At 70.8% G+C, this 12,798-nt stretch carries 12 protein-coding genes; 3 read left to right on the forward strand and 9 right to left on the reverse strand.

Features of this window, described 5'->3' with window-relative positions; genetic code table 11:
• Nucleotides 1-217: 217 nt before the first annotated feature.
• The 4 genes from DT076_RS07380 to DT076_RS07395 form a co-directional block, all read right to left on the reverse strand.
• Complete coding sequence (locus DT076_RS07380) at nt 218-2,161, reverse strand: S9 family peptidase (protein ID WP_114126278.1); 1,944 nt, start codon at nt 2,159-2,161, stop codon at nt 218-220.
• Nucleotides 2,162-2,365: 204 nt separating this feature from the next.
• Complete coding sequence (locus DT076_RS07385) at nt 2,366-3,373, reverse strand: ABC transporter permease (protein WP_233493755.1); 1,008 nt, start codon at nt 3,371-3,373, stop codon at nt 2,366-2,368.
• On the reverse strand, nt 3,370-4,260 hold the full coding sequence (locus DT076_RS07390) for a carbohydrate ABC transporter permease (RefSeq protein ID WP_114126039.1): 891 nt from the start codon (nt 4,258-4,260) through the stop codon (nt 3,370-3,372). The genes DT076_RS07385 and DT076_RS07390 overlap by 4 nt, the downstream gene beginning before the upstream one ends.
• A gap of 28 nt (nt 4,261-4,288) precedes the next feature.
• The gene (locus tag DT076_RS07395; RefSeq protein ID WP_147264095.1) at nt 4,289-6,055 is read right to left on the reverse strand and encodes a type 2 periplasmic-binding domain-containing protein; all 1,767 of its coding nucleotides are present in this window, start codon (nt 6,053-6,055) and stop codon (nt 4,289-4,291) included.
• Nucleotides 6,056-6,390: 335 nt separating this feature from the next.
• Here DT076_RS07395 and DT076_RS07405 point away from each other — a divergent pair, with 335 nt between their 5' ends.
• Nucleotides 6,391-7,668 carry an alpha-L-fucosidase gene (locus DT076_RS07405; protein ID WP_114126042.1) on the forward strand — a complete coding sequence of 426 codons (1,278 nt, stop codon included), beginning with the start codon at nt 6,391-6,393 and terminating at the stop codon, nt 7,666-7,668.
• A 75-nt stretch (nt 7,669-7,743) separates the two neighbouring features.
• Entirely contained in the window at nt 7,744-8,334 is a 591-nt protein-coding gene (locus DT076_RS07410; RefSeq protein ID WP_114126043.1) for a mycothiol transferase, read from the forward strand.
• Nucleotides 8,335-8,593: 259 nt separating this feature from the next.
• Here the strand turns inward: DT076_RS07410 and DT076_RS07415 are convergent, their stop codons facing one another.
• Nucleotides 8,594-9,487: a mechanosensitive ion channel family protein gene (locus DT076_RS07415; protein ID WP_114126044.1), complete on the reverse strand. Its 894-nt coding sequence runs from the start codon at nt 9,485-9,487 to the stop codon at nt 8,594-8,596.
• A 36-nt stretch (nt 9,488-9,523) separates the two neighbouring features.
• Nucleotides 9,524-10,066 carry a CGNR zinc finger domain-containing protein gene (locus DT076_RS07420; protein ID WP_233493757.1) on the reverse strand — a complete coding sequence of 181 codons (543 nt, stop codon included), beginning with the start codon at nt 10,064-10,066 and terminating at the stop codon, nt 9,524-9,526.
• 247 nt (nt 10,067-10,313) lie between these two features.
• Between DT076_RS07420 and DT076_RS07425 the strand changes: the two genes are divergently transcribed.
• Nucleotides 10,314-11,357, forward strand: coding sequence for an EamA family transporter (locus DT076_RS07425; RefSeq protein WP_233493759.1), 1,044 nt, complete (start codon nt 10,314-10,316; stop codon nt 11,355-11,357).
• A 5-nt stretch (nt 11,358-11,362) separates the two neighbouring features.
• Here DT076_RS07425 and DT076_RS07430 read toward each other — a convergent pair whose 3' ends face one another.
• From DT076_RS07430 to DT076_RS07440, 3 genes are all read right to left on the reverse strand, one after another.
• The gene (locus DT076_RS07430; protein WP_147264096.1) at nt 11,363-11,884 is read right to left on the reverse strand and encodes a hypothetical protein; all 522 of its coding nucleotides are present in this window, start codon (nt 11,882-11,884) and stop codon (nt 11,363-11,365) included.
• A gap of 61 nt (nt 11,885-11,945) precedes the next feature.
• Entirely contained in the window at nt 11,946-12,380 is a 435-nt protein-coding gene (locus tag DT076_RS07435) for a hypothetical protein (RefSeq protein ID WP_114126046.1), read from the reverse strand.
• Entirely contained in the window at nt 12,373-12,768 is a 396-nt protein-coding gene (locus DT076_RS07440; protein ID WP_114126047.1) for a hypothetical protein, read from the reverse strand. Before DT076_RS07440 ends, DT076_RS07435 begins: the two co-directional genes overlap by 8 nt.
• Between the last annotated feature and the right edge of the window lie 30 nt (nt 12,769-12,798).

Below are 12,798 nucleotides of genomic sequence, written 5' to 3' on the forward strand. Positions count from 1 at the left end.
CAAGGTCTTGGACTACGCCACCCCGGCTGAGAAACTCAACGAACTACTCACTGTTGCGCACACCCCTTGAATCCGCCACGTCCGGGTGCCCACGATCACCTCGAACCGAGGGGAAGCGCATCCGGTCCGAGGTATCAGCGGATGCCCGCAGGCGCGCGATGACCTCGAACCGGCGGCGAGCGGGGAGGGGGAGGGGGAGGCGAGGGAGAGACGGGGGTCAGGTGGTGGCGTCGGCCTCGGCGGGCTCGGGGGCCCGGCGGCCGCCGAGGTGCTCGGCGAAGTGGCGCTCCATGGCGCGGTGCAGCAGGATCCGGTTCTCGGGGTTGGCGAAGCCGTGGCCCTCGTCCTCGGCCACGATGTACTCCACCGGGACGCCGCGTTCGCGGAGCGAGGCGACGATGTTGTCCGACTCCGCCTGCACCACCCGGACGTCGTTGGCGCCCTGGGCCACCAGCAGCGGGGTGCGGATCCTGTCCACCATGGTGATCGGCGAGCGGGCCAGCATGTCGGCCTCCTGCTCCGGGACGTCCGGGTCGCCGACGTAGCGGTACCAGCTGTTGGCCATGTAGGGCCGGGTGAACGGCGGCAGCGTCCGCATGAAGTTGGCCAGGTCGGAGATCCCGACGTAGTCCACCGCGGCGGCGAAGAAGTCCGGCGTGACGGTCACCCCCACCAGCGCGGCGTACCCGCCGTAGGACGCGCCGTAGATGCCGATCCGGGTCGGGTCGGCGTAGCCCTGCTCCACCGCCCAGGTGGCGGCGTCGATCAGGTCGTCGTGCATCGCCCCGCCGAACTCGCCGATCGCGCTGACGGTGTGCCGGCGCCCGTAGCCCACGGAGCCGCGGAAGTTGACCTGCAGCACCGCGTAGCCGCGGTTGGCCAAGAACTGCGCCAGCGAGCTGTAGCCCCAGAAGTCGTAGGCCCACGGCCCACCGTGCACCGCGACCACCAGGGGCAGGTTCGTCGGTTCCACCCCGACGGGCAGGGTCAGGTAGGACGGCAGCGCCAACCCGTCCCGCGCAGGGATGGTGACCGGCTCCATCGGCGCCAGTACCTGCGGGTCGAGGTGGCCGAAGGCGCGGAACAGCATGCGGCTCTCCCCGGTCGCGTGGTCGTAGAAGAAGGCCTCGCCCGGTCGGCGGTCGTGGACGAAGGTGGCGACCCAGCGCTGGCCGGACTCGTCGGAGGAGAGGGTGCCCAGCACCCCGTCCGACAGCTTCGCCAGTGCGGCGTAGACCTCCTCGAAGTGCGGGTCGAGCACCTTGATGATCGGCCGGCCCCCCACGAAGCGGACCGCCAGCATCTCCCCGTCGCCGCGTCGGGTGTAGACCGTCGGCGGCAGCAGGCCGGGAGCCATCGCGCCCAGGACGTCGAGGTCGTGCCCCTCGAGCGCAGCGACGACCGTCTGCTCCCCGGACTGGTGGTCCACGCGCACCAGGCGCAGGTCGTCGGAGTCGCCGTAGAGGCCCAGCAGCAGCCCGCGACCGTCCGGTGTCACCTGCTGGGGCTGGACGCCGACCGGGTATTCCGCGCCGCCGACGGTGAGCAGCACCCGGCTCCCGCCGTCGGGGTCGAGCGCGGTGAACTCGTAGCTGCCCTCCGCGGTCAGCCGCGAGCTGAACACCGGCCGACCCTGGAGGTCGAACAGGATGCTGGTGGTCGGGTCGTCGATCTCCGCGTGCACGGTCGCCTCACCGGTGGCGAGGTCGAGCGTGAAGGTGTCGATGAACATCGGACGCCGGTTCATCGTCACCAGCAGCGTGCCCGGCTCTCCCGGCAGCGTGTCCATGCCGAAGACCCGGGAGCCCGCCTCCAGCGGGGTGAGGTCGACTGCCGGCTCCTCCGGGGCCTCGAGGTCGACCCGGTAGAGGTGCCAGTCCTCGTTGCCGTCGGTGTCCTGCAGGTAGACCAGCCAGCGCGGGTCGTCGGTCCACTGGTACGTGCTGATCCCTCGCCGGGTGTCGTCGGTGACGCAGACGGCGTCCTCGTGCTCCTGCTCGATGCCGCGCACCCACACCTGGTTGCGGCCGTGCCGCGGGGCCAGGTACGCCAGCCGCGTGCCGTCCGGGGAGATCTGCGGGTGGGCGAAGTCGGGGTCGGCGAAGAAGTCCTCGACGTCGATGAGCTCCGGCGGGGCACCTCGGCCCGGCACCTCGGTCATGCTCTGGTCCTTCCAGCGGTCGTGTGGTGCCCGGTCGGGCACCGTCGCGAACCACTGCACACCGTGCCGCAGGGGCAGGGTCAAGGGAGCGTTCCGAGGTGGTTCGGGTCCTCGCCCTTCGACAGGCTCAGGGCGTTTGGGGGGTGGACTCGGGGCGCTCGGGTCGGGGCGCTGCGGGTGGATCGGCAGCGCCCCGACCGGCGGTCAGAAGAGGCTCTGCTTGGCCACCCGGCGGGCCAGCCAGTTGGCCAGCAGGATGAGCACCAGCGAGATCACCGACTTGAACAGCCCGATCGCGGTCGCGTAGGAGTACTGCGGGATCTGGGAGTTGAACGCCACCTGGAAGGAGTAGGTGTCGATCACCTGCGAGACCGAGGTGTTGAGCGGGGTCTGCATCAGCAGCACCTTCTCGAAGCCGGTGGTGAGGATCTGGCCCATGTTGAGGATCAGCAGGGTGATCGTCACCGGCAGGATGCTGGGCAGGTCGATGTGCCACATCCGTCTCAGCACCCCCGCGCCGTCCACCCGTGCCGCCTCGTGCAGCTCCGGATCCACGCCGGCCAACGCGGCGAGGTAGATGATCGCGGAGTAGCCCAGCGTCTGCCAGGCACCGGACCACACGTAGGTGTGGCGGAACATGTCCGGGCCGAGGAAGTCGATCGGCTGGCCGGTCAGCTCCCGGATCGGCACGTTGACGATGCCGGTGTTGGGCGAGAACAGCATCAGCACGATGCCGACCAGCACCACCACCGAGATGAAGTACGGCGCATAGGTGATCATCTGCACCGTCTTGCGGAACTTGCTGCTGCGCACCTGGTTGAGCAGCAGCGCCAGGATGATCGGCAGTGGGAACAGGGCCACCAGCGCGTACAGGTTGAGCACGATGGTGTTCCACAGCACCGGCCAGAACAGGTAGGAGCTGACGAACTGCTCGATGTACTTGAACCCGGCCCAGGGGCTTCCGGTGATGCCCTTGGTGAGGTTGAAGTCCTTGAACGCCAGCTGCAGCCCGTACATCGGCCAGTACAGGAAGAGCACGCAGTAGACGACCGGCGGGATCAGCAGCACGTACAGCTGCCAGCTCCGGCGCAGCCGGGTGCCCAGGCTGGTGGACCGGCGGCGCTCCGGCTCCCGGGACGGTTGCAGCGCCTCCGCCGTCGTCCGCTCGACGTCGGTGAGCACCCGGCGGGTGACCTGCTGCGGCGCGCTCACTTGAGCGATCCGATCAGCGCGCCCTTGACGAAGTGCTTCTGCACGAACGGGTAGGCGATGAGCGGGGGGATCATCGCGATGACGATCATCGCGTACTTCAGCTTGTCGAACAGCTCGCGTCTCTTGATGATCTCCGAGACGTCGCCGCCGCCGATCATCGCCGGGTTCACCTGGCTCTGCGCCAGGAGCTCGCGCAGCACCAGCTGGATCGGGGCCAGGTCCGGGGAGTTGGTGTAGAGGAAGGCCGAGAACCAGCCGTTCCACTGCGCCAGGCCGTAGAAGAGCAGGTTCACCGCGATGATCGGCTTGGACAGCGGCAGCGCCACCCGGAAGAAGAAGTTGAAGTCGCTGGCGCCGTCCACCCGGGCCGCCTCCAGCATCTCGTTGGGCACGTTCATCTTGTAGAAGGTGCGGGTGATGATGACGTTGAAGACGCTCATCGCGCCCGGCAGCAGGATCGCCCACCGGGTGTCCAGCAGCCCCATCTGGCGCACCACGATGTAGGTGGGCACGATGCCGGCCGAGACCAGCGTCGGGATGAGGAAGAAGAACGTCAGCGACTTGCGGAACGGCAGGTCGTCACGGGAGATCGCATAACCCGCCAGCACCGTCAGCACGGTGCCGATGAGCGCCCCGACCACGGTGTAGAAGACCGAGTTGACGAACCCGGTGATGAGGTTGGGCGAGGCCAGCACCGTCGAGTACGCCTCGGCGTTGAACCCGACCGGCCACAGGTAGACCTCCTGGTTCGCGATCGCCTCGGCGCTGGAGAACGACGCGCTGACCACGAAGATGAGCGGGTAGAGCACGAGGATCGTGAAGACGGACAGGATCGCCACGTTGACGACGTGGAAGGTCCGGTCGCCCGCGGTGTCCCGGATCTTCATCGGACGCCGTCCCGCTCGCCTCCGCACCTCATGCGGGTCGGCTCTCGTAGGCAGCCTGGTGGGCCTGCAGGTAGGCGTCGATGCCCATCGCGGTGAACTGGTCGGTGTAGCTCTGCCAGTCGGCGTCGTTGTTCGGATCCAGCTCACCGAGGCTGAACTGCGCCAGCCCGGTCTTCACCGCGGCGGTCACGGCCGTGGCGGTGTCGGCCACCGCGGCCGCGTCGGCGTCGGAGATGATCAGCGGCGGGAGCTGCATCTCCTTGGGCTGGGCGTAGGCCTCGTAGGCCTGACCCGCCTCGTACAGCCCGGCCTCGAAGGTCGGCGCGCTCGGGTCGACCTTCTCACCGAGACGGAAGTCCGAGGAGCGGTACATCACCGCGTACTGGCCCCAGGACTGGCCGGCGGGGGCCGGGAACAGCTTGTTGGCGAACAGCGACGTCTTGCCGTTGATGCCCTTCCCGCTGTGGTCGAAGCTCCAGTTGTCGTCCTTGATGCCGGCGTAGGTCCACATGGTGGCCTCGAGATCCATCATGTAGTCGGTCCACTGCACCAGCAGCTCGGGGCTGGCGCAGGCCGAGGTGATCTGCAGGGCGTCGGTGTAGTAGCCGTAGTAGTCCCAGCCGGTGTACTGCACCCCGGCCGGACCCTTGAGCGGCGGCACCGCGACGTAGTCGCGCCAGGGCTCGTCCATGTCGAGGTTGATGGGGTTGAAGAACGATCCCCACCAGTACGCCCGGGCGAAGCCGACCAGGCCCTTGTTGCCGTTCTGCTGCAGCTCGGTGTCCTTCATCGAGAAGGTGGCCCGCGTGAGGGTGCCGTCCTGGCCCAGCTGGTGCAGGTAGCGCAGCCCCTCCCGCCACTCCGGGGTGTTCGCCACGAACTCGACCGTGCCGCCGTTGAGCCGCAGCCAGCCGCCGGTCCGGTTGCCGCCGGGGTTGCCGGGGTTGTAGGTGAAGGCGTTCATGAAGTAGGTGTCGATCGGCGTCGACTCCGAGGAGGCGAAGGGCAGGAAGCCGGACTTGCCCGAGGGGTTCTGGTTCTTGAACTCCAGCAGCAGCTCGCGCAGGTCGTCGGTGGTCTCCGGCATCGTCCCGCCGACCTTGTCCAGGTAGCTCTGCGACACCCAGGCCCGGTTGTTCGACGAGCGGCAGTGGTAGCAGTCGTTGACGCCGAGCATCGTGTAGAGCTTGTTGTCGGTGCTGACCTTCAGCCCGCGCAGGTCGGGGTACTCCGCCATCGCCTGGCGGGTCATCGGCGCGTAGGTCTCGATGTAGTCGTCGAGGGCGACGAACAGGCCCTGCTGGCCGTACAGCGAGAGCTGGGCGGTGGTGAAGGGGATGCCGAGGAAGGCGTCGGGCAGGTCGCCGCTGGCGAGCATCGCGTTGATCTTGGTCATGTCGATCGAGCCGTCGGTGCCGCGCACCAGCACCGGGACGTACTCGATCTTCAGCCCGGTGCGCCGCTCCATCTCCGCCGACGTCGCGTTGGTCGCCCAGTCGCCGACGTTGGTGGCGTCCTGGGGCACCACCACCCGGAACGTCGTGGTGCCGTCGCCGAACGGTGCCCGGTCGTGCGCCCGCGGTCCGACGTAGCCCTCGGGGTAGGTGATGTCGGTGCGCGGCGGGCCGAGCTCGATCTTCGGCACGTCGTCGATCCCGGCCGGGGCGTTGGGGTCGTCGGCACCGCCGGAGCAGGCCGCCAGCGTCGGACCGGCGGCCAGGGCGCCGAGGCCGACCGCCGTCCCGCGGAAGAGGTTCCGCCGGCTCAGCTGCGAGGAGAAGACGTTCGGGGACATGGGCACTTCCTTGTGGCCAGGGTCGGACCACTCCGACCTTTGCCTGGAAGCATCTGATGTTTAGCCGGAAAGATCAACCACTTGTGGTGAGAAGTTCTTGCCACCACGATGAGGGGTGGACCCCAGCGCCCGACGTGGTCGACCGCGCGTCGACCAGTAGAGACATCGTGCGGGTCGGCGAGCTGCGCACGGCGTCCGGGAAAGACGCCGGTGGGCTCTGGACGGCACCCGGGTGACGTGCCAGCATGACGACCACCCGAAAGTGATCCGATGACTTGGCGCTGGCGCCCGCTCGATCGGATCGCCGGCCCGGCGCCGCGAGAGGACTGGCATCGATGCCCGAGGACCAGCAGTGGTTCACCCACGACCGTTTCGGCATGTTCGTGCACTGGGGGCTGTACAGCCTGCTGGCACGCCACGAGTGGGTGCAGAACCGGGAGCGGATCGAGCCCGAGCGCTACGAGAAGTACGCCGAGCGGTTCCTGGTGGACCGCTACGACCCGGTGAAGTGGGCCGAGGCCGCCAGGGCCGCCGGGATGAAGTACGTCGTGCTCACCACCAAGCACCACGAGGGCTTCTGCCTGTGGGACTCCGCGCTCACCGACTACAAGGCCACCAACACGCCGGCCGGACGCGACCTGGTTGCGGAGTTCGTCGAGGCGGTGCGCGGCGCGGGGCTCAAGGTCGGCTTCTACCACTCGGTGATCGACTGGCACCACCCCGACTTCCCGATCGACGACGTCCACCCGCTGCGCGACCACCCCGACGCGGAGAAGCTCAACGAGGGCCGCGACATCGCGAGGTACCGGGAGTACCTGCACGGCCAGGTGCGTGAGCTGCTGACGAACTACGGCGAGATCTCCTACCTGTTCTACGACTTCTCCTACCCCGACGGCCGTCCGCCGGCCTTCCGCTTCCCGGGCAAGGGTCGCGAGGCGTGGGGTTCGGAGGAGCTGATGGCGATGACGCGGGAGCTGCAGCCCGGGATCATCGTCAACGACCGCCTCGACATCCCCGGCGACCTCGTCACGCCGGAGCAGTACCAGCCGTCGGGGCCGATGCTGCGCGACGGCGAGCCGGTGGTGTGGGAGGCCTGCCAGACCATCAACGGCAGCTGGGGCTACGACCGGGACAACCTCGACGCCAAGCCGGTCGACCTGCTGATCCGGATGCTCGTGGACGGGGTGTCGAAGGGCGGCAACCTGCTGCTCAACGTCGGGCCCAACGGCCGCGGCGAGATCGACCCGCCGGACGTCGCCCGCCTGGCCGAGATCGGGCAGTGGATGGACCTGCACTCCGCGTCCATCTACGGCGCCGGGCCGTCGGAGTTCACCCCGCCGCCCGGAGCGGTCTACACCCAGCGCGGCGACCGGCTCTACCTGCACCTGCTGGCCTGGCCGATGCGTCACGTGCACCTGCCCGGGCTCGCCGGGAAGGTGGCCTACGCCCAGCTGATGAACGACGCCTCGGAGATCGCCTTCGCCGAGGCCGACCCGAGCCAGGTGGCGCAGAACACCTCGATGGGCGGCCAGCCCGCGGGCACGGTCACCCTCACCCTGCCGATCCGCCCGCCGCAGGTCGCGCTGCCGGTGGTGGAGATCTTCCTGCAGTGAGCCGGTGCTAGCGGACAGGAGTTGACCGGAACCGGGCGTGGACTGGGGTCATCATCGACAGAGAGGACCCCGTCCATGCCCGGCACCGTCGCTCCCAGCACCTCCGAGCACACCCTGCTCGCCGACTACGTCGTCGCCCAGCTCGACGGCATCCGCAACGCCGGCTTCGGGCTGACCCCCGAGCAGCTGCGCGCCACCCCGACGGCCTCCACGCTCAGCGTCGGCGCACTGATGTCGCACGCGCACGCCACCGCGCTGGGCTGGCTCGAGCGCGTCGAGGCCGCCCCCGGGCGCTTCGCCGGGGACGCGGAGTACGCCATGGGGGACTACGGCAGCGACTTCCTCCTCGCCGACACCGACACCGCGGAGAGCTGGGACGCACGGCTCGACGAGCTCGGCCGGCGCGTCCGCCAGGTGGTTCCGACCCTCGACCTGGACGCGGTCGTCCCGGTCCCCGACGACGCGCCGTGGTGGCCGCAGGGGGTCGACGGCTGGTCGGTGCGCTGGGTGCTGCTGCACCTCGTGCAGGAGGTGGGCCGGCACGCCGGCCACGCCGACATCATCCGCGAGGGCCTCGACGGGGCCACCATGTACCAGCTGATGGGCACCCGGGAGGGCTGGCCCGCCAGCGACTGGTTCGTCCCCTGGGCGCCGGCCGCCGTCTGAGCCGACGGGTCGAGGCGGCGGGGTGCCCGAACACGTGGCCCGCGTCACACCCGCGCTGCCGTCTGCGACCTCCGCCGGGAACAGGACGACGCCGGTGCAGAAGAGCCGCACCGGCGTCGATCCTGTCAAGAAAGTCAAGGTCGGATCCGTCCTCGGGGGATAGACGGATCCGACAGGCACGACACTAACCGATCCGCACTTCCGCTGTCGACACGGCCCACGCGTGGATGCGGTCGGAGCCGCCGATTCGTCAAGTTCGTCACACCGCGGGGAGCGGGGCGCCCGGGACGACCGGCGGCCCCTTGATGCCGGCGGCGGCGAGCGTGGTCTGGCAGCGCTCGAGGATCTCCCGCTGCAGGGCCCACTGCGCGTTGGTCTTGGTCTTGCCGAGGATCCGGATCGTCATGGTGTTGCCGACGATGGAGTCGACCCCCACCACGGCCGGGTCCTCGATGATGTCCTCGGCGAACTGCTCCTCCCGGGCGACGTCGGCGACCGCGCCGCGGAGCAGCTCGATGACGCGGGCCGGGTCCTCGGTGGAGGCCACCGGGATGTCGACGATCGCGGTCGACCAGCCCTGCGACTGGTTGCCGATCCGGACGATCTCGCCATTGCGGACGTACCAGACGACGCCGGTGGGATCCCGCAGCCGGGTCACGCGCAGCGTCACCTCCTCCACCGTGCCGGTCGCCTCACCGGTGTCGATGAAGTCACCGACCCCGTACTGGTCCTCGATGATCATGAAGATGCCGGCGAAGTAGTCCTTGACCAGGCTCTGCGCGCCGAAGCCGAGCGCGATGCCGCCGATCCCCGCCGAGGCTAGCAGCGGCCCGAGCGGCAGCCCGATCTCGGACATGATGGTGAGCACGGTCAGCACCACGATGAGCGCGGTGCTGACGCTGCGCAGCAGCGAGCCCAGGGTCTCGGCGCGCTGCTTGTAGCGCTCGCTGCCGATCCCGGTGGTGTGCTTGAGCAGCCGGCCGCCCGGGGACTTCAGCGTGTGCCGCTCGCTGCGGCTGACCGCCGCCGCGACGATCCGGGTGATGGCCCGGGCCAGCAGCAGCCGCACCACCACCGCGGCGAGGACGATCACGGCGATGGTGATGGCGGTGTCGGGCCAGACCAGGTTGAGGGCCTGGGGGACCGGTGGCACAGGCGTCTCCTCTCGGGTGGACGGGGACGGGAAGGGTCAGGCGGTGCCGGCCTGGCGTGCACGGTAGGCCGCCACGTGCGTCCGGTTGGCGCAGCTGGTGTCGCAGTAGAGCCGGGAACGGTTCTTGCTGAGGTCGAGCACGGGGTCGTCGCAGCCCTGACCGGAGCAGGTGCGCAGCCGGGACAGCTCACCGCTGCGGATGACGTCGGTGAAGGCCATCGCCGTCTCCACCGCGATCCGGGTGGCCAGCGGCGCGTCGGGTGTCGTGGCGTGCAGGTGCCAGCTCCAGCTGTCGTGGCGGACCAGCTGCGGGGTGGCCCCGGCGTCGGCGAGCAGCCGGTTGGTGAGGGCCACCGCCTCGTCCTCCTCGGCCTGCCACAGCTCACGCAGCACCGGGCGCAGGGCGCGGACCTCGTCGAGCTCGGCCCGGGTGCGGGTGACCCGGCCGGTGTACCCCCAGCGCCGGACGAAGTCGGCGAGCTCGTCGAGCGTGCCCAGGGTGTCGGGATCGCCGGCGGTGGTGATGAGCGCGGCCGCGCAGGCCAGCGCCACCTCGGTGTCGGCCGCGAAGATCGCCACGGCTCACCTCCCCCGCTCGTCGGTCGTGCTGCTCGTTCCGGACGCCTCCCGAGGCTAGCGCGACCGTGCCCGGTCACCAGCGCTGTGACGCAGCCCGCCGTCGACGGGTCCACGTCAGGAGTGAAGAACCGTTGACCCATGACGTCCGGACGTCCTACTGTCAGGACCATGACGTGTTTGGCTCCTGACTCCGAGTGGCTGCACCCTGGCCACCGATGGAGCCGCTGTGGAAGGTGGAGGTGACCTGGTGGGTGCTGTGCCCGTGCCCGACGTCGGCACCGGCCCCGGAGCCCGGCCGCTCCACCGTCCGAGCCCGGCGAGCGCCGGCGCGCTGCTCGCCGTCCTCTCCGCCGCCGCGTTCTCCACCTCCGGCGCCTTCGCCGCCGCGCTGCTGGCCAGCGGGTGGACGCCCGGCGCCCTGGTCACCGTCCGGCTCGCCCTCGGTGGGCTCGCCCTGCTCGGGCCGGCGCTGTGGCAGCTGCGCGGCCGGTTCGGGCTGCTGCGGACCCGCTGGCCCCGGATCGTCCTCTACGGCGCGGTCACCATGGCCGCCTGCCAGCTCTGCTACTTCTACGCCGTCAGCCGGCTCTCGGTCGGGGTGGCGCTGCTGCTGGAGTACACCGCGCCGGTGCTGATCGTCGCCCTGGTGTGGGCACGCACCCGCCGGCGGCCGGGGTGGCTGCGGCTGGCCGGCGCAGGGGTGGCGATGGGCGGTCTGGTGCTGGTCCTCGACGTCTTCGCCGGGATGCGGCTCGACCCGGTCGGCGTCCTGTTCGGGCTGGGGGCGGCGGTGACCCTCGCGGCCTACTTCCTGATGTCGGGACGCACCGACGACGGGCTGCCGCCACTGGTGCTGGCCGCCGGCGGACTGCTGAGCGCGGGCGCGGTGCTCGGCGCGGTGGGCGCGGTCGGGCTGCTGCCGTTCGCCTGGTCGTCGGAGCCGGTGGTGCTGATGGGGATCGCGACCAGCCCGCTGGTGCCGCTGCTCGGCATCTCGTTGGTGGCCGCCGCGCTGGCCTACGCCACCGGCATCGCGGCGACCCGACGGCTCGGCGCCCCGCTGGCCTCGTTCGTGGGGCTGTTCGAGGTGGTCTTCGCCGTCGCGGTGGCGTGGCTGTTCGTCGGGCAGCTGCCGACCGGGGGTCAGCTGGTCGGCGGGGCGGTGATCATGCTGGGCGTGGTCGCCGTCAAGCTGGACGAGGTGCTGGCGGCCCGGCGACGCCGTGCCGGCGTCCACCCGGCCGGCTCGACCGCGTCGGTGCCGGGAACGCGCTCAGACGCCGGCGGGTAGCCTGCTCAGCGCCCGGACTGCGCCCGGTGCCGCACCAGCTCGAGCCAGGCGACGACCTGCGCGGACGGCGCCTCGAGCGTGCCCACCGGCAGCCACCGCGAGCCCCGACCCGTCGACACGCGGATCTGCACCGCCTCGAGGGAGGTCCGGGTCGCCAGCACGTCGCGCCAGGGCACCGTGGCCAGACCCGTGACCTCGATGCCGTCGACCGTGACGACCAGGTGCCGACGCAGGAACCGCGTCTGCTGGACGACGACCACGACGAGGAGCGCCGTGCAGAGGAGCAGCGGGACGGTGGCGAACACGAGCGCGACGGGGCCGAAGGCGATGGGCAGGGCGATGGCGGGAGCGAGGCAGACCGCGCCGGCGAAGGCGGCCAGCGCGATCGCGAGGACCCGCAGCCCGGCCGTGGACCGGAGCTCGACCCGGCCCGTGCGCTGCAGCTCGGCGTCCCACCCGTGCAGGACGTCCCACCAGGGTCCGCCGGCACCGGTCGGTGGCACCGTCGGCCACGGCTGCTGAGTCACTCCCGGCTCCGATCTGTCGACGTCTCCCGCTGGCGCCTGAGCAGGCTAGCCACGCCGGAGGTCAGGCGCACCCGGCGTCAGCGGAGCCCTGCTGGTCGAGCCAGGCGCGAGCGCGGCGGGCGGAGGCCTGGGAGAGCCAGGCGTCGGCGACCAGCTCGAACACCTCCTGCCGGCTGAACCGGCCGACGTCGCGCCCGCGCAGCAGCACCGAGCGGTGGCCGTCGAAGTGCGGGGTGGTGAACAGCGGCGTCCCGGGCTGGGAGAGCAGCACCTGCTTCTCCTCCTCCGAGGCCACCCACAGCACGATGACGTCGTCGTAGCGCTCGCCGGTGGTGACGTCGACGGCGTCGGGGCGGCGGGTGCGGAAGAGGACGAACGGCCGGCCCCCGACCCGGTAGACGGGGTGGTCGAGATCGGAGCGGTCCACCGCCACGTGCGGCATCGCCTCGGCGCAGCGGTGGACGTCCTGCACGCTCGCCGGCCGGTCGTCAGCCACGGTGCCCCGCCTCCGGCGGCAGCAGGCGCAGGACGCCCTCGGCGAGGACCACGTCGTGCGGGAGCCCGCGCAAGGTGGTCGCGTCGGTCGCGACGCCCGCGGCGGTGAGCGCGCCCGCGAGCGTGGCCCAGTGCATCGCCGCCTCCTCCTCCGACGTCCGGCCCGGAGGCGGCTCGTCCGGCCCGACGACCACCCGTGCCGTCTGCGCGACCTCCTCGACGCCCTGGTACGCCCACCCGCCCGAGCTGCCCCAGCCGCGGTCGTCCAGCAGCACCACCTGCTCGCCGGAGTCGAGCACCGCCTCCAGCCGGGCCGAGACCGAGAAGCGGGTGGGGCTGGTGTCCTCGTCGGGGTCGACGTAGGTGACCAGACGGGTCGGGCGGGCCATGCCCCCATCCTCGCGCCACGGACGGGCCGG

The organism is Desertihabitans brevis, assembly GCF_003327535.1.
GTDB lineage: Bacteria > Actinomycetota > Actinomycetes > Propionibacteriales > Propionibacteriaceae > Desertihabitans > Desertihabitans brevis.

What these genes read in the sequence shown, in the direction of transcription:
- DT076_RS07380 (WP_114126278.1), bottom strand. Translation starts at nt 2,161, where the DNA reads ATGACCGAGGTGCCGGGCCGAGGTGCCCCGCCGGAGCTCATCGACGTC.
- DT076_RS07390 (WP_114126039.1), bottom strand. Translation starts at nt 4,260, where the DNA reads ATGAAGATCCGGGACACCGCGGGCGACCGGACCTTCCACGTCGTCAAC.
- DT076_RS07395 (WP_147264095.1), bottom strand. Translation starts at nt 6,055, where the DNA reads ATGTCCCCGAACGTCTTCTCCTCGCAGCTGAGCCGGCGGAACCTCTTC.
- DT076_RS07405 (WP_114126042.1), top strand. Translation starts at nt 6,391, where the DNA reads ATGCCCGAGGACCAGCAGTGGTTCACCCACGACCGTTTCGGCATGTTC.
- DT076_RS07410 (WP_114126043.1), top strand. Translation starts at nt 7,744, where the DNA reads ATGCCCGGCACCGTCGCTCCCAGCACCTCCGAGCACACCCTGCTCGCC.
- DT076_RS07440 (WP_114126047.1), bottom strand. Translation starts at nt 12,768, where the DNA reads ATGGCCCGCCCGACCCGTCTGGTCACCTACGTCGACCCCGACGAGGAC.